Here is a 22432-nt window from a genome sequence, read left to right as displayed (position 1 = left end):
GGCGAGGCGACGCCGAACGATTCCCGAGCGTCTTTCGCGCACAGGCCCGTAGCGCTGCGAACAGGGCTCGCAATCGCCAAGGAGCGTCCCCACCTGTTCCGAACGCCTGCTCTCTCCGCCCCCTCTTGGCAGCGGACGCGCAGCGGCGCAGGATAGTAGCCATGACTTCGCATCTCCATTCAGAGGAGGCCTCCGCTATGGGCTCCATGAAGAACGACCACGACCTGCGGCTTGCTCGCACACAATTCGATGAGGATCCGGACGGACCCGACATCCCTGAGCCGCAGGGGCCGGACGTCAAGGAGCCGGACGACAACAAGACGCTATCGTCACCGATCAACGAGTTGGAGAGCCGTCTGTTCGATCAGCGCAAGGTGCTGATCTTCGGCGGGATCAACGACAAGATCGCCCGTGACGTCACCGGTCGCCTGCTGGCGCTGGCCGGAGCCTCGGACAAGCCGATCGACGTATACGTCAACTCGCCCGGCGGCCATGTCGAAAGCGGCGATACGATTCACGACATGATTCGCTTCGTCGATTCGATTGCCCCGGTGAACATCATCGGCACGGGCTGGGTCGCGTCCGCTGGCGCCCTGATCTTCGCCGCCGGTCACAAGGATCGCCGTTTCTGCCTGCCGAACACCCGCTTCCTGCTGCACCAGCCGATGGGCGGCGTGCGCGGCCCGGCGACGGACATCGACATCGAGGCGCGTGAGATCGTGAAGATGCGCGAGCGTCTGAACCGCCTCTTCGCCCGCGAGACCGGGCAGTCTTATGAGAAGATCTGCAAAGACACGGACCGGAACTACTGGATGTCCGCCGAAGAGGCGATTTCCTACGGCCTTGTGACCAAGGTCATTTCCAAGCTCTCCGAGCTTCACTAACGCACGCTCATTCCGCGCGGACTTATCGCGCGGAATGGCCCTGCAATCGCTCGCAGTCCATCGGCCTTCGCCCGGATTTGCGGGCCCATACGAGCGCCTGCGACATGAATGCTCTTTCCGACATCTACAGCCGTCTTCCTGACAATCTTGACGATCTGCCTCCCCCGCCCAACGAGGCTGCGGTGCAGGAGGCGGATTACCGCGCACGTCACTGGAGCTCGGCGGTCCCAGGACCGCTGAAACCCGGGTCCCAGGAGCACAAGCAGGCTGTCGCGCAGATGTTCCGCGACACGTTCAATCCCTACAAGCCTTCGGTGATCAACTGGCCGAAGCTCGATCCGGAGACTTTGAAGCGCGTCACGTCGCTGCCTATCTGGGACATCGCTGTGCAAACCGAAGGCAAGGCCCGCCTCCGTATGGCCGCCTACGCCAGCATGATCGACGATCCTGACATGAAGGACGCGATCTCGCGCAACGCGTGGGAAGAGAACCGGCACAAGGAAGTCCTCAGCAAGCTGGTCGAGGCGTATGGCATCGAAATGGCGCCGGAGCCGCCCTATATCGAGCCAAGCGATCCTGAGTGGGCGTATCTCGTCACCGGGTTCTCCGAGTGCGTCGACAGCTTCTTCGCTTTCGGGCTGTTCAAGGTCGCGCAGACATCAGGCTTTTTTCCAGCAGAGCTGATCGAGACGTTCGAGCCGGTTATGCAGGAAGAGTGTCGTCATATCCTGCTCTTCGCGAACTGGCTGGCGTGGTATCGCGCCACGGGTCCGGCGTGGCGCCGTCCGTGGTTCGAACTGAAGGTGCTCGCTGTATGGTTCTTCCTTGTCTACGAACGCATCGGCCTCGCCCGTTCGGTTGACAGCGACGGGAAGGAACACACGCAGGACAACAACTTCACGGTGACCGGCGCGCAGGAAATGACCAGCCAGGATCTGACGCTGGCTGACTTCATGGCCCTGTGCCTCAAGGAAAACGACAAGCGTTTTTCAGGATACGATCGCAGGCTCCTGCGGCCCAAACTGGCGCCGAACCTCGCCAAGGCGGGTCTCTGGGCGCTTCGACTCACAGGTCGTAGGCCGAAGGCAGAAGCAGACGGCGTTGTCGTTCCCGCATGAGCATCAAGGCGGGCTCAGACGCACATAAACGCCTGTTCTGTGAACAGTTCATCGCCACACACCAGTCGTTCGACCCGGAAACCCTGCCCTGGCCGGAGTTGAACGAGCGCGACCTGACGCGCTTGCGCAGCATTCCGTTCTGGCAGGAGGTGTATCACACCGAACGCCGGGCGGGAGCGATCGTCGACGCGTTCGCTCCCTTCGTGCACGACCAACTGGTGCGGGATGCGGTTGAGATGCAAGGGCTCGAAGAGACCCGCCATGCTCGCCTGATCCGCACGATGATCGATCGCTACGGGATCGACGCCACCGAACAACCGATCGAAAGATTTCCCGCCGATCTTGAGACCGCATTCATCGATTTCGGATTCGGAGAGTGCCTCGACGCGTTTTTGGGCTTCGGCGCCTTCAAGACTGCCCGCCAGTCGGAGTTTCTGCCCCAGGGCCTGTTCGAGATCTTCGATCTGCTGATGTTCGAAGAAACGCGACACATCGTATTCTTTATCAACTATATGGCCTGGCGAGAACGGCAGCGCGGCCTTGGCCGAATACGGAGGACGATCAAGTCTTTGAAGTTCTACTCTCGAGCGGCGCAGCGGCTACTCGGGATGGTGCGACGTGGACAGGACGCCAATGACGGGCATGATTTCGCCGTAACGCAGACCGCTGTGTTCCTGGACGGCTTCGCGTTCCGCAGCTTTGTCGAGGATTGTTATCGCGAAAATGCCCGCCGAATGGCCGTGTTTGATCCGGATCTGATGCAGCCGCGCCTGCTGCCTGCAATCGCCAATCTGGCGCTGCAGGGGTTGCGGTTGTGGCCGCATAAGCCGGCGCCCCAGACACCCCATCCGGCGTAGGGCGTCACCGTGATGCACATAGAGATGAACTTCTCGTGCGTGCATCATTATATTTTCGAATATCCGAAGTCGACGCTGATATTGCCTCTAGGTGCAAACAATGCACCATCGACGTTCAGAGATTGGAATATCCCTAGTATCAATAATATTTTCAAGAATTGAACATTCTTCGGGAACGCCACACAACGGACTTCAGAAGCTCAGTTACGCGAAAGACTACCCCTCGCGAAACCTTGCCCTCACATTACGGACGGGTCCCAACCAATCCCCACAGAGGGAGTGGCTCGATCTGTGCATGGCGTCCTCAAGCGCGGCGAGGGCCGTATCCACGATCCCTGAATGACCGGATGGCGCGTCAGTTTGTTCGCGCTCGCAATATCGCTGCCCCTCGATCCCGCAAAGCCGCAATCGAGGTCAATCCGGCCAACGCCATAACGTCGCGAATTTCCTTCGCCAGACCTTCAAGGGTCGCCATGACTCCCGCATGACCACCTGCGGCGAGCCCCCAGGCCCACGGCCGCCCGATCGCAACGGCTGTCGCGCCCAGCGCCAAAGCGGTGACGACATCGCCACCGCACCGGACGCCACTATCGAGAATGACGTCCCCCCTCCCCGCCACGGCTGCGACGACGTCTTGCAGGACGTCAAGGGTGGCTGGCGCGGGGTCCATCTGCCTGCCGCCATGATTGGATACGACCACGCCATCCGCGCCCGCCGACATGCAGGCGCGAGCGTCGTCGCTCTCCATCACGCCCTTGACGACCAGCTTTCCCGCCCACTCCGCACGCAGCCAGTCGAGATCGCGCCAGGTCAGCGTCGGATCAATCTGTCCCGCCGCATTCCCTGCCTGCTCCAGCAAGGTCGCGCCCATATCGTAAGGCTCAAGATTGCCAATCCTCGGCTTTCCGCCACGCGCCATCCCAAGGCTCCAACGCGGATGCAACGCCATGGACGCCAACAGTGCAGGCGACGGGCGCGTCAGACGTCGGAATCCGTTACGTGCGTCCCGGCGCCGCAACGGGGTGATCGGCGTATCGACGGTAAGGATGATCGTCCTGAAGCCGCATGCTCTCGCACGCGCCAGCATGTCCTGCGTCAAACCCCGATCCCGGAAAACGTATATCTGCGAATAAAGCTTCGCATCATTTGTGCGAGATAACTCTTCCATGGAAGTTATGGAGAATGTCGACACGCCCATCGGGACGCCGATCCTCGCCGCGGCCGAAGCAGCAAAGCTCTCCCCGCCCGGCCACATCATGCCGCCAAACCCCAGGGGGGCTAGCATAAATGGCGCGCCCCAACGTTCTCCAAGGCAACCCGTTTCAAGATCCACGCGCGAAACATCGCTCAGGCATCGGGGCGTTATGGTCCAACGACCAAACGCCGCCCGGTTAGCCTCCAGCGTCTTCTCCTGAAATGAACCGCCATCGACATAATCGCGAAAAAGCCTGGGAAGGCGGCGGTTAGCTAAACGCCGCATATCGTCGATACCAGAGAATTCCATGACCTGACTTTCTGATTTCCTGTTTTTCATGAAGCTGCTATCGGCTCACACGTCGTCGCGTCAGCCTGAACGCGGGCGCTCGCGAGGGGCGCGTCGAAAGCACGCCTACAGGCAGGACGGGGCGGTCGTCGCAGACTGCCACATGATAACGCTGCAGCAGGCGCGCCAGAACGAAGACCGCTTCGGCCATGGCCAATTGCGCCCCGATACAAACATGCGGCCCGACGCCAAATGGTAGATACGCGAATCTGTCCGGTTCGGGGCCGCGCAGAAAACGCCCCGGGTCGAATGCGTTCGGCTGCGACCAGAGCGTCGGAGAGCGATGCAGCATCCAGAACGGCGTAAGCACTATTGCACCGCGCTTGATTACCTGTCCGCACAGTTCCGCGTCTTCCACCGCTTCCCTTCCGGTCATGAAAGCAGGAGGGAACAGCCGCAAGGCTTCGCGCACAATCGCCGTTACTACAGGAAGATTCTCCAGATTTGCGGCAGCGTTGTCAGGAGAGAGATCAACGTTGAGGACCTCGTCCGCCGCCATCTTCCGCCAATCCTCAGCATGAGCCAGAAGCCATACGGACCAGAACAACGCGGTCGCGGTCGTTTCATGCCCCGCAACAATCATCGTCCCGACTTCGTCGATGACTTCTGGGCGTTGCGACGCACCGTTGACGCCAAGCGCCGCAACCAGCAGATCAAAAAGATCTCGTGGTTTTCCGACCGCAGCAGCAGGCGGTCGTTCCGCGATAATGGCTTCGACCAGCCGAACCCACCGTTTGCGAAAGCGCGCACGGCGCCAGTCGGTGACGGTCGGCGCCGACTGCGGCAACAGAAAATCGGCCGGACGGGGGCGACCAATTCCCGCCATGAAAGACGTCACCATCTCGCGAAGGGACGCATTGAATCTCTCACTCGCCATGGAGAACATGGTGACCGCAGCAATATCCAATGCAAGAATCTGCATGAATGCGAAGATGTCGACTACGCCGTCGTCATGTAGTGTTTGCAAGGCCTTTTCGGTAGATGCCGCGATATGCGGCGTCAGCGCGGCGACCGCCCGTGGTGTGAACGCCGGAGCCATGGCCTTGCGACGCTCACGCCAGACAACGCCTTCACTAACCAGAATGCCATCGCCGACAATCGGACCAAGCACGCGTCGTCCCATCCGCAAGCGCCGAAACGTCGTAGCCTGCCCGATGAAAAGGGCCTTCATCGCCTCAGGGCCAGAGGCCAGCACCAGCGACTTTCCAGGAACGCGCAATGACACCACCGGCTCACGGAAACAACGCTCCGGGAACGCCGAAAAACCGTTGCGGCGCAATCGGGTCAGAACGCCAAAACCACTGATGGAATCAGGCGGCAACGATGGCATCGGCGGAGTGAATGGCGTGGACATGGCGCATTACAATGCACGGAATTTCTCATTCCGGCCAGAGAACGTCAAACGGAAAATAAGCCCCCTCGTCCGCCACGCGCGCCCGCGGTTTAGATGCTGCCTGACCGAGAGGGCTGCGAATGACTGTCGTTCGTCAGCGAAAGCGGCACACGCAGTATGTTCATGAACTCTCACGTCGTTCGGGCGACTTACCGAGCCGACGCTGCATAGCGAAAGCACGGCATAACGCCGGGCTGTAATCTCACGGACATCACCAATTTCGGGGACTTTTCAAAGCACTGAAATGCGCCGGAAAACTGTAATCCCCTTTTATCCCGCCATATCGACAGTCGGCAACGCGACGCCCGCAACCGCCTTCGGCAACGCCCGCTGACCAAGCAGAGCGACTGCCGCTTCGATATCTGGCGTGAACAGCCGATCCTTTTCATAGAAGGACACCGACCTCCGCAGCGTAGCCACAGCGCGGACCAGCGGTTCAGACGACGCAAGCGGCGCAAGAAAATCGATCCCCTGGGCGCTTGCAAGGTATTCGATAGCTAGAATGACGCGCACGTTATCGGCCATATCGCCCAGACGGCGCGCCGCAAACGTCGCCATGCTTACGTGATCTTCCTGATTGGCCGACGTCGGCAGACTGTCCACGCTGGCCGGGTGCGCCAGTGTCTTGTTTTCCGAAGCCAGAGCAGCCGCAGTAACCTGCGCGATCATGAAGCCGGAGTTCAGCCCGCTCTCTTTCACGAGGAACGGAGGAAGCCCGCTCATCTGCGCATCGACCAGCAGCGCCAGACGTCGCTCCGCCAATGCGCCGATCTCCGCGATCGCTACGGCCAAGGCATCCGCGACGAGGGCCACGGGTTCGGCATGAAAATTGCCGCCGGAGATCATCTCGTCAGTGTCAGAAAAGTGCAGCGGATTATCAGAAACCGCGTTCGCTTCGATCAGCAGAACCGAAGCTGCGTGGCGCAGGCTGTCGAGACAGGCGCCCATAACTTGCGGCTGACACCGCAGGCAGTATGGATCCTGCACGCGCTCGTCATCTTCAATGTGGGATGCGCGGATCGCGGAACCGGACAGCAACGCACGGTAGACGGCGGCACATTCGATCTGCCCGCGTTGCCCACGCAATTCGTGCAGGCGCGGATCGAACGGCGCGTCAGTGCCGCGCGCCGCGTCCAGCGTCAACGCGCCGATGACAAGGGCGCTCTGGAGCAACGTCTCCGCCGCGAACAGTCCAACCAGCGCCAGCGCCGTCGAGGCCTGCGTGCCGTTCAGAAGCGCCAGCCCCTCCTTCGGCCCGAGTTCGACCGGCGTCAGACCGGCTTCCGCCAGAGCCTGCGCGCCCGAAAGAACCCGGCCGTTCAACTTGGCCTGCCCTTCTCCGATCATCACGGCTGACATATGGGCAAGCGGAGCAAGATCGCCCGACGCCCCGACCGACCCTTTCTCGGGAATGACCGGCAGGACGCCCGCGTTGAGCATGTCCAGCAACAACGACACAACCACAGGCCTTACGCCGGAAACGCCGCGCGCCAGGCCGTTCGCCTTCAAAAGCATGATCAGTCGCACGGCGTCGTCGGCCATGGGCGCGCCGATTCCCGCCGCATGACTCAACACAAGATTGCGTTGCAGCGCGCTGAGATCAGCGTCGGCAATGCGTGTTTTCGCAAGTTTTCCAAACCCTGTGTTAACGCCGTAAACAGGCTCGCCCCGGGCGACGATGCGGTCCACCGAACGGGCGGCTTCGGCAAGCGTCTCAGCGACGCCATCCGCCAGCACGACATGCGCTGGATTCTGCAGAAACGCGCGAAGGTCGTTCAGGGAGAGACGTCCCGGAACAAGCGTCAGAGAGGTTTTTTCCATAATTCAGACAACCTTCTTCGGAGCGACCATCGGCAGATCGAGGCCTTTTTCTCGAGCGCACTCGACGGCGATGTCGTAACCCGCGTCGGCGTGGCGCATGACGCCCGTCGCCGGATCGTTCCACAGCACACGCTCCAGCCTGCGCGCCGCATCCGGCGTGCCGTCGGCGACGATGACCATGCCCGAATGTTGCGAAAAGCCCATCCCAACGCCGCCGCCATGGTGCAGGGAAACCCACGTCGCGCCCGACGCCGTGTTCAGAAGAGCATTGAGCAGCGGCCAATCGGACACAGCGTCCGAACCATCGCGCATCGCTTCCGTCTCACGGTTGGGGCTGGCGACAGAGCCGCTGTCTAGATGATCGCGTCCGATCACGATCGGCCCTTTGAGTTCCCCCTTGGCGACCATTTCGTTGAAGGCCAGGCCCAGACGATGGCGATCTCCCAGTCCAACCCAGCAAATCCGCGACGGCAGACCCTGAAACTGAATCTTCTCGCGCGCCATATCGAGCCAGTTGTGCAAATGCCTGTCGTCGGGAAGCAGTTCCTTCACCTTGGCGTCGGTCTTGTAGATATCCTCCGGGTCGCCTGACAGCGCGGCCCAGCGGAACGGGCCGACGCCCTTGCAGAACAGCGGACGGATGTAGGCGGGCACGAAGCCCGGGAAAGCGAAAGCGTCCGCGCAGCCGACCTCCAAGGCCATCTGGCGGATATTGTTTCCGTAATCGAAAGTCGGCACGCCCATCTTGTGGAACGCCACCATCGCCTCGACCTGCAGCTTCATGGACTCCTTCGCCGCTTTCTCAACCTCGGCAGGGTTCGTCACGCGCATCTTCGCGGCATGGTCGAGCGTCCACCCGGCCGGCAGATAGCCGTTCAGCGGATCATGGGCGGAGGTCTGGTCAGTCACGCCATCAGGGCGGACGCCACGTCGCACCAGCTCCGGAAAGACTTCGGCCGCGTTGCCCAGCAGACCGACCGACACGGGCTTGCCGCTCTTGCAGGCCGCGTCGATGATTTCCAGCGCTTCATCAAGCGTGTCGACGCGGCGGTCCAGATATCCGGTCTGCAGACGTTTTTCGATGCGCGAAGGCTCACACTCCACTGCAAGCATCGAGGCGCCCGCCATGACCGCCGCCAATGGCTGCGCGCCACTCATGCCACCGAGGCCGCCGGTCAGAATCCACCGTCCTGTCAGGTCGCCGCCGTAATACTGGCGGCCCATCTCGACGAAAGTTTCGTATGTGCCCTGAACGATCCCCTGACTGCCGATATAAATCCAGGATCCCGCCGTCATCTGGCCGTACATCATGAGGCCAAGCCGGTCGAGTTCGTTGAACTTGTCCCAGTTCGCCCAATGCGGGACGATGTTGGAGTTGGCGATCAGCACGCGCGGCGCGTCCGCATGGGTGCGGAAAACGCCGACCGGCTTGCCGGACTGCACCAGCAGCGTCTGGTCGTCCTCAAGCGCCGTCAGACTCTCCACGATCTTGTCGTAGCACGCCCAGTTGCGCGCCGCGCGGCCTATGCCACCATACACAACCAGCTCCGACGGCCTTTCGGCCACGTCCGGATCGAGATTGTTCATCAGCATGCGCAGCGCCGCTTCCGTCTGCCAGGACTTCGCCGTGCAGGTCGGTCCTGTGTCCGCGCGAATCACGCGGTCGTTGGCTATGCGGCCAGCGCCGCCGTCTTCCGGTGCGGTCTGGGGGAATGTGGCGAAACGGGGCTCAGTCATCGGGCGACCTCATTGCTGAGTAGATGAGAGTTTAATTGTATAGACAAGTCAGTAGAAGCATGGTCTTTTCCTGTCAATCCGTTTCGTGTTGGTATGAATCCTGCGGCGCCTGAACAATGGGCGCCGCGCAATTTCAGCCTAGCTCACGCATAGGCAGAATATTGTCTGCGCCGGATCCCCTTCCGGTTACGATACGATTTCTGGGCGTTATGCACCGCGACCGCTCGCCCCAAGGAGGCCAGATGACCGATACGGCGACCGCGATCGAGGCGGAAACGATCTATCCGATCCCTCTCGACAAGCGGCACGGTCATCCTCGCGACCTGTTCACCATCTGGTTCGGCTCGAACATGATGATGCTTACACTGGTCACAGGAGCGCTCGCCACCACAGTCTACGCGCTGCCGCTGCTTCCGGCGCTGGTTTCCATGGTGGTCGGAAGCCTGATCGGCGGTGTGTTCATGGCGCTGCATGCCGCGCAGGGGCCTCGTCTTGGTGTGCCGCAGATGGTGCAGACCCGTGGTCAGTTCGGCTCCATCGGCGCAGCGCCAATCACGGTCCTGATCGTCCTCATGTATATCGGCTTCGCGGCGTCGAATCTTGTGCTTGGGGGCGAAGGGCTGGAGTTCATCCTGCCCGGCGTGGGACGCATGGGCGGAATACTGGTCATCGCGATCGCGACACTGCTGCCGGTCGTGTTCGGCTACCGTATGATTCACATTTCGGCGAAACTGATGAGCCTGTTTTGTGGGCTCGCAGTTCTCTACTGCCTGTTCGCCATCGGTATAAGTGGCTGGGACGTCATCGCCAGCGCACAGGATGGCGTTGTGAGCACACGCGGAGTTCTGGGAACCATATCGACTGCAGCGCTGTGGCAGATCGCTTACGCGCCCTACGTCTCAGATTACTCGCGCTATCTGCCGCCCGACGCAAAAGGCGAGCGAGAGGCGTTCATCGCAAGTTTCTCGGGCTGCGTTCTTGGATCTCTGCTGGTCATGACTGTCGGAGCCATGGTTGGCGTAATCGCGCACGGAGCTTCAGTCGTATCGACACTCGGACTGCAACTCGGACAGGCCGCTGTGCCGATTCTGGTTCTCCTGTCCCTCGGCATTTCTGTCGCCAACGCGATGAACATTTACTGCGGCACGCTATCGACCATCACCGTGGTGCAAACCTTCACGCCCAACCTGCGCCACGCCAGCCGGTCACGCATGGCGACCACATTGATCCTCCTTCTGATCTCTCTCGCAATGGCCCTCTTCATGGCCAAGAGCTTTCTTTCAACGTACAGCGAATTTCTCGAGCTTCTGATGTCGGTCATGGTGCCGTGGACCTCCATCAACCTGACGGATTACTACCTGATCCACCGGGGAGATTATGACGTCGCGTCATTCTTCGAACCCGATGGCGGGCGCTATGGCCATTACAACAAGCCCGCTTTTTTCTGCTATTTTGTCGGGATTCTCGTGCAAGTCCCGTTCCTCGCCAATGGAATGTATATCGGCCCCATGGCGAAGCTGTTCCATGGCGTCGATCTGTCCTGGTGCGTTGGCCTGCTGATCACCACGCCACTCTACTGGTATGTCGCACGGCGCTGGCCTTCCCTTCGTCAGCATCCCTCAAACGAAGTCGCTGCAAAAATCTGAGCAGAACAGGCTTTACCAGAACGAAATCCTGCAACGCAAGCGGCTGACGGAACAAAATACAATTTAGCCGCCATAGACGCCTATCGGAAAAGCCTCTCCGGTCACTCCCGCAACTTCCCGGCGTTCACACGTTATGATTGTGGGCCGTGCGGACACAACCATGTGAACGCAATGGCAGAGTCATTGCCGTAAACAGGCTTACCTCTGCCAGAAGCTCAGGGGTAGCCTGACGTCGCATTGTCGAGCAGTGCAGAGCGACGCCAACGACGCGCCGATAATGCGGCCGTGGCCTTGCACGGGACGTCTATGTCCACCCATATACAGACACTCGAACAAAACGACCGATCAGGCCGTGACGGAGCAATGAGTGATGAGCATGTATCGCACGATCAATCCAGCGACTGGAAAGACGGAAAAAACGTACGAAACCCACAGCGACGCGCAGATGTTCTCGAAGCTCGAGAAAGCCCACGCGCTCTGGGAAAGCTCATGGCGCAAGCTGTCCTTTGGGGAGCGTCGCGCAATCATGCAGAAAGCCGCCGATCTGTTGCGCCAGAACAAGGAAAAGCACGCGCGGCTTATTTCGACGGAAATGGGAAAAATCCTTCCCGAGGCGCTCTGGGAAATCGAAGTTTCCGCCGATATTCTCGCTTACTACGCTGAAAAAGCAGAAACTTTCCTCGCCCCCAAAGAGCTTCCAGTCAAAACCGGGCATGCAACCGTCATCAGCCAGCCGCTCGGCGTAATTTACTGCGTGGAACCCTGGAACTTCCCGTATTATCAACTGGCGCGCGTTGCGGGCCCCAATCTGATGTCCGGCAACGTCGTTATGGTGAAGCACGCCCCCGGCGTCCCGCAATGTGCCGAAGCGTTCGAAACGCTGTTCCGGGAAGCGGGCGCGCCCGAAGGTGCATACACAAATCTGTTCATTACCAACGACCAGTCCGAAGCGCTGATCGCGCGGCCCGAAGTGCGTGGCGTCGCCCTGACCGGCAGTGAGCGCGCAGGAAGCGCCGTTGCGGGCCAAGCCGGGCGCGCGCTTAAGAAAAGCACCATGGAACTTGGCGGCTCCGACGCCTTCATCGTGCTTGACGACGCCAATCTCGACGAAGTAGTCCCCCGCGCCGTCGCAGCCCGAATGAGCAACAACGGACAGGTCTGCACCGCCGCCAAACGGATGTTCGTACATGAAACGCTCGTCGACGAGTTCACCATTCGTCTGGAGCAGGCAATTTCAGAATTCCGCTATGGCGACCCGCTGGAACAAGGCGTCACACACGGGCCGATGAGCAGCGAAGACGCCATGAAGCGTGCGATCTCGCAGGTCGAAAAGGCGGTGGAAAACGGCGCCACACTGGTCACTGGCGGGAAACAGCTTGAACAGGAAGGCTTCTATATGGGAGCCGCGATCCTGAAAGGAATCACCAAGGACAACCCGATCTTCTATGAAGAGATTTTCGGGCCGGTTGCCTCAATTTACCCTGTAAGCGGCGACGACGAAGCCGTTGCGCTCGCCAACGACTCACCTTACGGGCTCGGTGGCTCGGTCCATACCAGCGATGTCGCGCGCGGCAAAAAGATCGCCGAACGCATCGAGACGGGCATGGTGTTCATCAACGACGTGACAGGGACCGCGCCAGATCTGCCGTTCGGCGGCATTGGAAACTCCGGTTACGGACGAGAACTTTCAGAGTTCGGCATTGAAGAGTTCGTCAACCACAAACTGATACGCACCCCCTGACGCGCAGGAGACGCCCCTTCAAGGGCGTCTCCCATGCAAAGCCGGCGCCGCGTTCTTGCGACGTCTTTAAATCCGACGTCAGTTCAGCCTTTCGTCTGCATCCAGCACAGCACGAAGAAGAACGTTGGCTCCCGCCGTGACGTCGTCGGTTTCGGCGCTTTCTTCCTCGTTGTGGCTTACGCCACCCGCGCAGGGGATGAAAATCATCGTCGTGGGCGTAACGCCCGCCATGTACACCGCATCGTGCCCGGCGCCCGAGACGATGTCCCGCGCCGGATAGGCGAAAGAATCCGCAGCGCGGCGCACCGCGTCGATGCAGGTCGGGTCGAAACGCACCGCCGGAGAATCCCAGACAAGCTCGATCGTAATCTCCAACCCGGATTCAGATGCGACTTGAGCCGCAGTCGCCCGAAACGCCTCTTCCATACGCACGATGACCGCATCATCGGGATCGCGAAGATCGACCGAGAAGAATACCTCTCCCGGCACCACGTTACGGCTGTTAGGACGGTTCTCAAGCAGTCCGACGGTCCCCACTGCGCCGGGCGCATGCTTCAACGCGATGGATTGCACCGCCTCGATCAACTTCGCCGTTCCCACCAATGCGTCCGCCCGCAGCGCCATTGGCGTGGCGCCCGCGTGGCCATCGCGCCCGATCACCGTAACCTCGTACCACCGCATGCCTTGCACGCCCGTCACGACGCCTATGGTTTTGCGTTCCGCTTCGAGAATCGGTCCCTGCTCAATATGCAATTCGAAATACGCGGCGACCGGATGATCGCCGCAACGCTCCGCGCCACGGTAGCCGATGCCGACCAGCGCATCCTCAAAGCGGACGCCGTCTCGGTCGGTCTTGGCCAAAGCCTCCTCTTCCGTGAAAACGCCAGCGAACACGCCTGAACTGAGCATTGCAGGCGCGAACCGGGAGCCCTCTTCGTTTGTCCAGTTTATCAACTCGACCGGGTGACGCGTCTCCCGTCCAGACTCGTGCAGCGCGCGCAATACGGCCAGTCCGCCCAATACACCGACAATGCCGTCGAACTTGCCGCCCGTCGGCTGCGTGTCGAGATGGCTGCCCATAGTGATAGGCGGCAAAGACGGATTAGTTCCTGCTCTACGAGCGAACTGGTTGCCCATCGAATCGAACGTCACGACACAGCCCAGAGCCTCGCACGTTCTGACGAACCAGTCGCGAACCTGCCGGTCTTCCTCGGTCAGGGTCAGACGCCTGATGCCGCCCTTCGGGGTCGCGCCGAAGCGAGCTGTCTCCAGAATGTCAGCCCATAATTTTCCGCCGTCCACCGTGACGTTGCCGCCAATGCCGTCAAAACCGCTCACGTCTTTCTCCTTACGGCGTAACAAAGAAAACGCCCCGGGCTAAGCCCGAGGCGCGAGGTCCAGCCAACCCGCCTGCCGGAACATTAAAGCCTAGTGTGCGCCCGACATAGGGTTGTTCGGGTGATTCGGCCACGTCAACACGCCGTCGGTCGGCTGCGGCGCCATGGTGATGCAGTCATCGACCGGGCACACATGGGCGCAAAGGTTGCAGCCCACGCACTCCTCGTCGATGACCTCGTAACGACGCGAGCCATCGACGCGCAGACGGGCGATGGCCTGATGCGACGTATCCTCACAGGCGATGTGGCATAGCCCGCATTGAACGCACAGATCCTGATCAATCCGCGCCAGTGTTTTGAATTTCAGATTCAACTGGTTCCAGTTGACGAAATTCGGAACGGCCCGCCCGACCACATCTGAAAGAGACCCGAATCCCTTCTCGTCCATCCAGTTCGACAGACCGTCTTTCATGTCCTCGACCACACGAAATCCGTAATGCATAGCCGCCGTGCAGACCTGCAGGTTGGACGCGCCCATGACGAGAAATTCGGCTGCGTCACGCCAGGTCGAAATTCCGCCGATGCCCGAAATCGGCAATCCAGCCAGATCGGGACTGCGGGCGACTTCTCCCAGCATCCGCAACGCAATCGGTTTGACGGCGGGACCGCAATACCCGCCGTGCGTGCCCATGCCGTCAACGACCGGGGTCGGCGCCATTGCGTCAAGATCGACGGAAACGACAGACTGGATCGTGTTGATCAGCGACACCGCATCCGCGCCCCCGCGCATGGCCGCACGGGCGGGGGCGAGGATCGACGTTACGTTGGGCGTCAGCTTGACGATGGTCGGCATCCGGCTGTGCTGTTTCACCCAGCGCGTGACCATCTCGACATATTCTGGAACCTGCCCGACGGCGGAGCCCATATTCCGCTCCGACATGCCGTGTGGGCAGCCGAAATTCAGTTCCAGCCCGTCGGCTCCGGTTTCCTCGACCAGAGGCAATATCGCTTTCCAGCTCTCCTCGACACAAGGAACCATCAGGCTGACGATAACCGCGCGGTCAGGGTAATCTCTTTTGACGTCCTTTATTTCCGCAAGATTGACCGCAAGGGGCCTGTCGCTGATCAACTCGATATTGTTCAGGCCGAACATGCGCTCGCCCCGATAGGACAACGCGCCGTAACGGCTGCTGACGTTGACGACCGGCGGGTCTTCGCCAAGCGTCTTCCACACAACGCCGCCCCACCCGGCTTCGAAGGCGCGCCGCACGTTATACGCCTTGTCGGTCGGTGGCGCGGACGCCAGCCAGAACGGATTAGGCGACCGGATTCCGATAAAGTTACTGCGAAGATCGGCCATCTTCAGACCTCCTTCTTCTTCGTAAGGTCCGCATGAATGGCTTCCGCCGCATCCCGTCCGTCCCTGACCGCAGCAACGGTCAGATCCTCGCCTGCCGTGCAATCGCCGCCAGCGTAGACCCGGGGGCGCGAGGTCCGGCCGAATGCATCCACACGTATCCGCCCGCCCTCCGTTTCGACGCCGCTGCCTTCAAGTGGGTCGAATACCACATGCTGGCCGACCGCTTTCAAAATCATGTCGGCCTCAAGAACGAATTCCTCTCCATCGTGAACGGCGCGCCCATCCAGAACACGGCCCCGCGTGAACGCAATGGCGCTCGCAGCACCGCCCACTCCCTCGATCCGCTCGGGAGCCGCCCAGTGGCGAATCGTCACCCCATTGGTCTGCGCCCATGCCTGCTCGACCTCAGTCGCCGACATGGTCTCACGTCCGCGACGATAAACCAGCGTCACCTCTTCCGCTCCAAGACGCTTCGCCTGCACCGCCGCGTCGATTGCAGTGTTGCCGCCACCTACAACGACGACACGACGGCCGACGGCTACATCCTCCTTTGTCCCGGAGGTGCGAATGGACTCGATGAAGTCGACGGCGTTCATAACGCCGGACAAATCTTCGCCAGTCAGACCCGCCTTGCGAGCCCCGGCCTGTCCAAGACTGAGAAAAACCGCCTCATGGTCGTTCAGCAATGTGTCGATCGTGAAGTCGCGCCCGAGCGCCTGATCCGGCGCCAGCGTCACGCCGCCTACGGACAGAACGAAATTCACCTCGTCCTGTGCAAAATCGCCCGGCGTTTTGTAAGCCGCGACGCCATATTCGTTCAGTCCGCCAGGCTTCGGCTTCGCATCGAAGAGCGTCACCTCATGCCCGTGCACCGCAAGGCGATGCGCGCAAGCGAGCCCCGCAGGACCGGCCCCAACGACCGCGACCCGACGCCCCGTCGCGGCTGCGCGCGTAAACGGCTGAACGCCCTTGGCCATTTGCCAGTCGGTCGCGCGACGTTGCAGGGCGCCGATCTGCACCGGCTTTTCTTCCTGCGCGTTACGCACGCATTTTTGTTCACAGAGAATTTCGGTGGGGCAAACCCTCGCGCAGGAACCGCCGAGAATATTGGATTCCAGAATTGTGCGCGCTGCGCCGGCAAGGTTTCCGGTCGCAATGCCTTTGATGAAGGTTGGCACGTCGATGCCGGTCGGACACGCTTCTATGCAGGGCGCATCGTAACAGAAGTAACAGCGGTCAGCCTCTATAACCGCCTGAGCGTCGGTCAGCGGCGGATGTGCATCCGCGAAATTTAGCGCCAGTATTTCCCGCGACACGCGCCCTGCCGCAATATCCGGCCCTCGATCCATGCGCTCTCCGTTTCATCCGTAAAACGACAGCATGGAGGAATTCGACACGCACGCGCAAGGAAAGAAACGCCCGACGGGAGTAACCGCCGAGCGCTTTCATAGAGTCAGCCGTGAGTGGGCATGACGAACTCGGCGCCTGCGCGCACTCCGTCAGGCCAGCGTGTCGTAACCGCCTTCATGCGCGTGAAAAAGCGCACGCCCTCCGGCCCGTGCATGTGATGGTCTCCGAACAGGGAGTCCTTCCAACCGCCGAAAGAATGGAACGCCATTGGAACGGGGATGGGCACATTGACGCCGACCATTCCCGCCCTGACCCGATGGGTGAAGGCGCGGGCCGTATCGCCGTCCCGCGTGAAGATGGCCGCGCCGTTGCCGAACGGACTGTCATTCACCAGCCGCAGCGCCGTCTCGAAATCCGGCGCGCGCATAACGCAGAGAACCGGGCCGAAGATTTCCTCCTGGTAGATCGTCATATCGGCTGTCACGTTGTCGAAGAGAGTGCCTCCAATGAAAAATCCTTTTTCATGGCCATGCATGACATGGTCCCGCCCATCCACGACGACGGTCGCTCCCTGCTCCGCCCCACTGGCGACCAGACCGCTCACGCGCGCTAGATGTTGCCCGGTGACGAGCGGCCCCATTTCGTTGTCGTTGTTCGTCCCTTCGCCGATCCGAAGCGCCCGCACCTTGTCCGCGAGCCCGGCGACCAGGCTATCTGCGACCGGTCCGACCGCCACTGCGACGGAAATCGCCATGCAACGTTCGCCCGCAGACCCGTATGCCGCGCCGATCAGCGCATCGACCGTCTTGTCGAGATCGCAATCAGGCATGACGATCGCATGGTTTTTCGCGCCGCCCAACGCCTGAACCCGCTTTCCGTGCGCTGTTCCGGTCGCATAGACGTGCTTCGCGATCGGCGTCGATCCTACAAAACTGACGGCCTGAATATCAGGGTGAACGAGGATGGCGTTAACCATATCCTTGTCGCCCTGCACCACCTGAAACACGCCGTCGGGAAGACCAGCTTCCTTGAAAACGTCGGCGAGGAGAACCGCCGCTGACGGATCACGTTCGGACGGTTTCAGAATGAAGCAGTTGCCTGTGGCGATAGCCATCGGCGCCATCCACAAAGGCACCATCACCGGAAAATTGAACGGCGTAATTCCCGCAACCACGCCCAGAGGCTGGCGCATGGTATGAGCGTCAATGCCGCGTCCGACCTGTTCCGTGAACTCGCCTTTCAACAACTCCGGCGCTCCAGTCGCGAACTCCACGACTTCGAGGCCGCGCGTGATCTCTCCCTTGGCGTCGGACAGAATCTTCCCGTGTTCGGCGGTGATGATCGCCGCAAATTCGTCCGCGCGAGCCTCCAGCATGTCGCGGACGCGAAAAAGGATGCGCGCGCGCGTAAGCGGAGGCGTCTCAGCCCATTTCGGGAAGGCGGCCTTCGCCGCCGTCACTGCCGCCTCCAGATCCTCCTGCGCGCCCAGCACAACATGCCGCGCGACGACGCCCGTCGCCGGGTTGAAAACGTCGGCCCGCCGCGAGCCAACTCCTTCGGTCTTTCGACCTGCGATCACATGGGGAATTATGCTCATAGGGCCTCTCCTGTGTTTGCATCGACGCCCGAACGCCGTAACAGCAGACGACGTTCGGCGTTTTCGAGATCGGTAATTTTCGCGCATATCAAAACATTATCGCGCCGCACGACGAAATTTCATCTACGTCCACCATATCGTTCCACCTGTTTAGCGTCAGGCTCGATACAGGGGCCTCCCATTGAAACCATCATGCGGGCGTTCAAAAAGACGCTTCGGGGCGGACGGAGGCGGCTGCATCCGATATGGGCGCCGCTACCCTGCGCGCGCCTGCCCCACGCGGCAAGGTCTCCGGCACGAACAGAAGCGTCACGACAAAGCCTATGGCGCACACCGCCATCGGATAGAGCAGTCCGGCATAAAGATTTCCTGTCCGGCTCATGAGACTCAGTGATATCAGCGGAAGAAATCCACCGAAGACGCCATTGCCGATATGGTAGGGAATCGAAATCGAGGTGTAGCGCACGTTGGCGGGGAAGCATTCGACAATGAACGCTCCGTATGGCCCGTAGATCAACGCCGCAATCACGACGAGCACGAAAACGCATGCCGCAGCAGGCACAAAAGCGACGCCGTCGGAAAGGACAGACGACCGCAAACCAGCGAACAGCGGAATGTACAGCACAACTGCCGCAGCCATACCTGCAAGCGAGAGTTTCTTTCGCCCCACCCGGTCAGACAGACGGCCAAAGATTACGAAGAACGGCAACCCGAGCAACGAGCCTGCTGCAATGGCGAGCGTCGCCGGGAGAAAGGCCACGTGCAACGCACTCTGGAGAAAATACAGGGCGTAAAACTGCGCCGTATAGAAGGTCACCGCCTGAGCGCAGGCCACTCCGAAAAGAAAGAAAACGATCCGCCTGGCGTTTCCGGGAATAGTGAATGCATCCCTGACTGGAGATTTCGACAGTTTGTGCGATTTTTGCATCTCCACAAACACTGGAGATTCCGACAGACGCAGGCGTATGCGGACGGAAACCGCCACCAGAACGATCGAAAGGAGAAAAGGAATCCGCCATCCCCAGGCGCCAAAGGCGGCCTCACCCAGACCGATCCGCAACGCCAGCACCATGCCCAGAGACAGGATGAATCCACCGGACGCCATAGCCTGAATATAGCTCGCCCATTTTCCACGCTCTTCGGGCGGCGCGTGCTCGGCGACATATGTCGCGGCGCCGCCGTATTCGCCGCCAAGCGCCAGACCCTGAATGATCCGCAGAAAGATCAGCAGAACGGGCGCCAGATACCCTGCGACGGCGTACGTAGGGAGAAACCCTATCGCTGCGGTCGAACAGCCCATAATCAACAGCGTGGTGAGGAACGTGGCTTTTCGCCCGAGCCGATCACCCATATGTCCAAAGACCAGACTGCCAAGCGGTCGGACCGCAAACCCCGTAGCGAAGGTCGCCACGCTGATCAACGTGGCGGCGACGCCCTCTCCCGGCGGGTAGAACAGTTTTGCGAAAAATATCGCCAGACTGCCGTAAAGAAAGAAATCATACCATTCGATGACCGTGCCGACGCTCGACGCCAGAACAAGTCCGGCCATACTGCGCGACGATTGATCTGCATTTTGCATGACGGCCTCCGTCGCCGATCCGTTTCAACCCCAGACGACGCGATAGAGATCGACGATCTCTTCCGCAGTCGGGACGCGCGGATTGTTGGCGGGAGAACCCGAAGCGAGCGCCTGCTCGGCCATCAGCGGCAGCAGGTTGTCCCAGCGGGCGGCGTCCAGACCGAAAGTTTTCGGACTGGGCACGCCTATTTCCTCGTTTCGCGCACGCAACGCCGCGACAAGAGCTTCGCCCGCCGCGACATCCGGCGCACGCGCCGACGCCACGCCCAAGAGTCGTGCGCAGGCCGCGTAACGCGCCGGAGCTCCCGGCAGAGACCACGCCGTGATCTCCGGCAGCAACATCGCGTTGGAGAGTCCGTGTGCGACATGAAAATGCGCCCCGATCGGGCGACTCATTCCGTGGACAAGCGCAACCGATGCGTTGGAGAACGCCATTCCGGCCTCGAAGGCGCCCTGCATCACCGCGGCGCGCGCCTCCCTGTTCGCAGGCTCCCGGCAGGCGGTGGGAAGATGCTCCCATATGCGCGTCATGGCGGTCAGCGCCAGAGCGTCCGTGAAGGGGTTAGCCCTGCGCGAGACGTAAGCCTCCAGAGCGTGCGTGAACGCGTCAGTACCCGTGTCGGCAGTAAGTCGCAGCGGCATCGATAGCGTCAGCTCATAATCGACGATAGCGATGCGGGGCTGATACGCAGCCCCCATGCAGAGCATCTTCTCGTCCGTCGCCTCGTCAGTGATCACGGTGACGCGCGTGGCCTCGGAGCCCGTTCCCGCCGTGGTCGGGATCGCGATGATGGGAAGACCGGGCTCGTCCTGCACATACGGAGCCTTCAGGGCTGCGGGCGTCGTGTCGTGAACAGCGAGAACCGCCACCATTTTCGCCGTATCTATCGGGCTGCCGCCGCCCAGGCCGATGACACAGTCGTGACGGCCTTCTTTCAGAGCCGCCAATGCAGCGTTGACCGATATGACCGTGGGGTCCGGTACGGCGTCAGCAAAGGCTCGTGCGTCGAAGCCCGCTTCTAGAAGCAGGTCTTTGACCCGCTCAAGCAAACCCGAAGACGCCATGAACCGGTCAGTGACGATAAATGGCGCTTTCAAGCCGGCCAGCGCGAGCGCAGCGGGTAGCTCGTCCAGCGCTCCGCCGCCGAGGCGTGTGAAAGAGGGAAGGTATAACGCCGTCATCGGGCATTCCCTTTCAGGAAAGGGGGCGGGACAGACCCGCCCCTTTCTTCTCGTTATTGTTGCGTCCCGCTTAGCGCCGCAGCGCTCTCGGTAAAATTAGGCGATTTCGCCCATTGACCGTGCAAATCTGCACAGACGTTCCCAAGGTCGAGGGGGCGATATGGCTTTGTCTGCCAAAAACCGGCGACCTGCCGGAAAACCTGCCCCGGACCTTTTCGCGGAGCCCCTGTGTGCGTCGTCGCGGGAAGAAGCATAATGCCGGGGCGCTCGCGGAGCGTTGATGACGATGAAGCGCGGTCTGGACTGGCGAGACCTTCAGTATTTCCATGCGGTCGCCCGTGCGGGTTCGCTTTCTGTCGCGGGCAGAACCCTCGGCGTCGACCACGCTACGGTCGGAAGACACATCCAGTCTCTTGAGCAGGCCATGGGAGTCAGCCTGTTCGAGCGTCATCTACGCGGCTACGCCCTGACGCGGCATGGCGAGCGTCTTTTGGCATCGGTCGAAGCGATGAACCGTGAGGCCGGGCGGTTGGCCGAAAACGCTCCGGCTGGCGGGTTGTCCGGAACAGTCAGAATCAGCGCGCTGGAAGGGATAGGCAATTTCTTTCTCGCCTCCAGAATCGGCACGCTTATCGAAAGCAATCCCAATCTGACCGTTGAAATGGTGACAATCCAGCAGATCGTCACCCTGTCACGACATCAGGCCGACATTCTCATCACCCTGCATGTGCCGCCGGGCGAACGTTTCTCTGCGACGCCGCTCACGGATTACCGGCTCTTTGTTTACGGCTCTCCCGAGTACCTCGCGCGCAACCCGCCGATCCGCACTACGGCGGACCTCGCGCATCACGTGTTCGCCGGATATGTCGATGAACTGCTGTTCACGCGCGGGCTGGATTATCTGGAGGAACTCGGCGTGCCGCTGAAATCGGTGCGTATCCAGAATTCCAGCCTTCATGCACAGATGGAGGCCGCATGTTCGGGGATATGCTTGGCCGTCCTGCCCGCTTTCATCGCGGCGGAACGCCCATCACTGGTCAGAATTTTGCCGAATGAGGCCGCGCTGACCCGAACCTACTGGCTGATCACACGCTCAGGCGAGCAGGAGGCTCCCCGCATCCGCCGTATTTGCGAAGTCTTGCGCGCGGAAGTCGAAGCAGCACGCACAGTGTTTCTCGGTGAGTAGCCCATGTGGTTATTCTGAATGCGTTCAGCGAAGCAGCCCTGCCCATGGTTGTCTCGTTCCAACAGCTATGCCCGACCAAACTATGCGCCGGAGCGTCGGCG

16 protein-coding genes are annotated in these 22432 nt (G+C 60.9%); 6 read left to right on the top strand and 10 right to left on the bottom strand.

Going from position 1 to position 22432, the window contains the following annotated elements:
- The first annotated feature begins 206 nt into the window (after positions 1-206).
- The 3 genes from J2D73_RS09060 (at position 207) to J2D73_RS09050 (ending at position 2859) form a co-directional block, all read left to right on the top strand.
- Positions 207-884 (top strand): ATP-dependent Clp protease proteolytic subunit, encoded by a 678-nt coding sequence (locus J2D73_RS09060; RefSeq protein ID WP_408736834.1) that lies wholly within the window; start codon positions 207-209, stop codon positions 882-884.
- A gap of 104 nt (positions 885-988) precedes the next feature.
- Entirely contained in the window at positions 989-2002 is a 1014-nt protein-coding gene (locus J2D73_RS09055; protein ID WP_207881260.1) for a ferritin-like domain-containing protein, read from the top strand.
- The gene (locus tag J2D73_RS09050; RefSeq protein WP_207881259.1) at positions 1999-2859 is read left to right on the top strand and encodes a hypothetical protein; all 861 of its coding nucleotides are present in this window, start codon (positions 1999-2001) and stop codon (positions 2857-2859) included. The genes J2D73_RS09055 and J2D73_RS09050 overlap by 4 nt, the downstream gene beginning before the upstream one ends.
- Before the next feature lie 355 nt (positions 2860-3214).
- On the opposite strand, the gene J2D73_RS09045 is transcribed toward J2D73_RS09050, so the two are convergent.
- From J2D73_RS09045 to hutU, 4 genes are all read right to left on the bottom strand, one after another.
- On the bottom strand, positions 3215-4363 hold the full coding sequence (locus J2D73_RS09045; RefSeq protein WP_207881258.1) for an alpha-hydroxy acid oxidase: 1149 nt from the start codon (positions 4361-4363) through the stop codon (positions 3215-3217).
- Positions 4364-4400: 37 nt separating this feature from the next.
- Entirely contained in the window at positions 4401-5756 is a 1356-nt protein-coding gene (locus J2D73_RS09040; RefSeq protein WP_207881257.1) for a cytochrome P450, read from the bottom strand.
- A gap of 309 nt (positions 5757-6065) precedes the next feature.
- The gene (hutH, locus tag J2D73_RS09035; RefSeq protein ID WP_207881256.1) at positions 6066-7616 is read right to left on the bottom strand and encodes a histidine ammonia-lyase; all 1551 of its coding nucleotides are present in this window, start codon (positions 7614-7616) and stop codon (positions 6066-6068) included.
- A 3-nt stretch (positions 7617-7619) separates the two neighbouring features.
- A complete protein-coding gene (hutU, locus tag J2D73_RS09030; protein WP_207881255.1) occupies positions 7620-9353 on the bottom strand; it encodes a urocanate hydratase in 1734 nt (577 codons plus the stop codon).
- Positions 9354-9595: 242 nt separating this feature from the next.
- On the opposite strand from hutU, the gene J2D73_RS09025 reads away from it, so the two are divergent.
- Together J2D73_RS09025 and J2D73_RS09020 are read left to right on the top strand one after the other, a co-directional pair.
- Positions 9596-10999 carry a purine-cytosine permease family protein gene (locus J2D73_RS09025; RefSeq protein ID WP_207881254.1) on the top strand — a complete coding sequence of 468 codons (1404 nt, stop codon included), beginning with the start codon at positions 9596-9598 and terminating at the stop codon, positions 10997-10999.
- 370 nt (positions 11000-11369) lie between these two features.
- A complete protein-coding gene (locus J2D73_RS09020) occupies positions 11370-12740 on the top strand; it encodes an NAD-dependent succinate-semialdehyde dehydrogenase (protein WP_207881253.1) in 1371 nt (456 codons plus the stop codon).
- Positions 12741-12818: 78 nt separating this feature from the next.
- Here the strand turns inward: J2D73_RS09020 and J2D73_RS09015 are convergent, their stop codons facing one another.
- The 6 genes from J2D73_RS09015 to J2D73_RS08990 all read right to left on the bottom strand — a co-directional run bounded on the left by J2D73_RS09015 (position 12819) and on the right by J2D73_RS08990 (position 21145).
- The gene (locus J2D73_RS09015) at positions 12819-14078 is read right to left on the bottom strand and encodes an allantoate amidohydrolase (RefSeq protein WP_207881252.1); all 1260 of its coding nucleotides are present in this window, start codon (positions 14076-14078) and stop codon (positions 12819-12821) included.
- 90 nt (positions 14079-14168) lie between these two features.
- Positions 14169-15437: an NAD-dependent dihydropyrimidine dehydrogenase subunit PreA gene (preA, locus tag J2D73_RS09010; RefSeq protein WP_026397695.1), complete on the bottom strand. Its 1269-nt coding sequence runs from the start codon at positions 15435-15437 to the stop codon at positions 14169-14171.
- A gap of 2 nt (positions 15438-15439) precedes the next feature.
- On the bottom strand, positions 15440-16786 hold the full coding sequence (locus tag J2D73_RS09005) for an NAD(P)-dependent oxidoreductase (RefSeq protein ID WP_207881251.1): 1347 nt from the start codon (positions 16784-16786) through the stop codon (positions 15440-15442).
- A 104-nt stretch (positions 16787-16890) separates the two neighbouring features.
- Complete coding sequence (locus J2D73_RS09000) at positions 16891-18384, bottom strand: CoA-acylating methylmalonate-semialdehyde dehydrogenase (protein ID WP_207881250.1); 1494 nt, start codon at positions 18382-18384, stop codon at positions 16891-16893.
- 202 nt (positions 18385-18586) lie between these two features.
- Positions 18587-19963: an MFS transporter gene (locus J2D73_RS08995; protein ID WP_207881249.1), complete on the bottom strand. Its 1377-nt coding sequence runs from the start codon at positions 19961-19963 to the stop codon at positions 18587-18589.
- Between the two features lie 24 nt (positions 19964-19987).
- The gene (locus J2D73_RS08990; protein ID WP_207881248.1) at positions 19988-21145 is read right to left on the bottom strand and encodes an iron-containing alcohol dehydrogenase; all 1158 of its coding nucleotides are present in this window, start codon (positions 21143-21145) and stop codon (positions 19988-19990) included.
- Between the two features lie 280 nt (positions 21146-21425).
- Between J2D73_RS08990 and J2D73_RS08985 the strand changes: the two genes are divergently transcribed.
- On the top strand, positions 21426-22331 hold the full coding sequence (locus J2D73_RS08985; RefSeq protein ID WP_243429802.1) for a LysR family transcriptional regulator: 906 nt from the start codon (positions 21426-21428) through the stop codon (positions 22329-22331).
- Positions 22332-22432: the final 101 nt, after the last annotated feature.

This window comes from Acetobacter sacchari (assembly GCF_017377715.1).
GTDB classification, from domain to species: Bacteria; Pseudomonadota; Alphaproteobacteria; order Acetobacterales; family Acetobacteraceae; genus Acetobacter; species Acetobacter sacchari.
The sequence above is the reverse complement of the archived record's forward strand: the minus strand, read 5'-3'. Positions and strand labels throughout refer to the sequence as shown.

What these genes read in the sequence shown, in the direction of transcription:
- J2D73_RS09060 (WP_408736834.1), top strand. Translation starts at nt 207, where the DNA reads ATGAAGAACGACCACGACCTGCGGCTTGCTCGCACACAATTCGATGAG.
- J2D73_RS09055 (WP_207881260.1), top strand. Translation starts at nt 989, where the DNA reads ATGAATGCTCTTTCCGACATCTACAGCCGTCTTCCTGACAATCTTGAC.
- J2D73_RS09050 (WP_207881259.1), top strand. Translation starts at nt 1,999, where the DNA reads ATGAGCATCAAGGCGGGCTCAGACGCACATAAACGCCTGTTCTGTGAA.
- J2D73_RS09045 (WP_207881258.1), bottom strand. Translation starts at nt 4,363, where the DNA reads ATGGAATTCTCTGGTATCGACGATATGCGGCGTTTAGCTAACCGCCGC.
- J2D73_RS09040 (WP_207881257.1), bottom strand. Translation starts at nt 5,756, where the DNA reads ATGTCCACGCCATTCACTCCGCCGATGCCATCGTTGCCGCCTGATTCC.
- hutH (WP_207881256.1), bottom strand. Translation starts at nt 7,616, where the DNA reads ATGGAAAAAACCTCTCTGACGCTTGTTCCGGGACGTCTCTCCCTGAAC.
- hutU (WP_207881255.1), bottom strand. Translation starts at nt 9,353, where the DNA reads ATGACTGAGCCCCGTTTCGCCACATTCCCCCAGACCGCACCGGAAGAC.
- J2D73_RS09025 (WP_207881254.1), top strand. Translation starts at nt 9,596, where the DNA reads ATGACCGATACGGCGACCGCGATCGAGGCGGAAACGATCTATCCGATC.
- J2D73_RS09020 (WP_207881253.1), top strand. Translation starts at nt 11,370, where the DNA reads ATGAGCATGTATCGCACGATCAATCCAGCGACTGGAAAGACGGAAAAA.
- preA (WP_026397695.1), bottom strand. Translation starts at nt 15,437, where the DNA reads ATGGCCGATCTTCGCAGTAACTTTATCGGAATCCGGTCGCCTAATCCG.
- J2D73_RS09005 (WP_207881251.1), bottom strand. Translation starts at nt 16,786, where the DNA reads ATGGATCGAGGGCCGGATATTGCGGCAGGGCGCGTGTCGCGGGAAATA.
- J2D73_RS09000 (WP_207881250.1), bottom strand. Translation starts at nt 18,384, where the DNA reads ATGAGCATAATTCCCCATGTGATCGCAGGTCGAAAGACCGAAGGAGTT.
- J2D73_RS08995 (WP_207881249.1), bottom strand. Translation starts at nt 19,963, where the DNA reads ATGCAAAATGCAGATCAATCGTCGCGCAGTATGGCCGGACTTGTTCTG.
- J2D73_RS08990 (WP_207881248.1), bottom strand. Translation starts at nt 21,145, where the DNA reads ATGACGGCGTTATACCTTCCCTCTTTCACACGCCTCGGCGGCGGAGCG.
- J2D73_RS08985 (WP_243429802.1), top strand. Translation starts at nt 21,426, where the DNA reads ATGACGATGAAGCGCGGTCTGGACTGGCGAGACCTTCAGTATTTCCAT.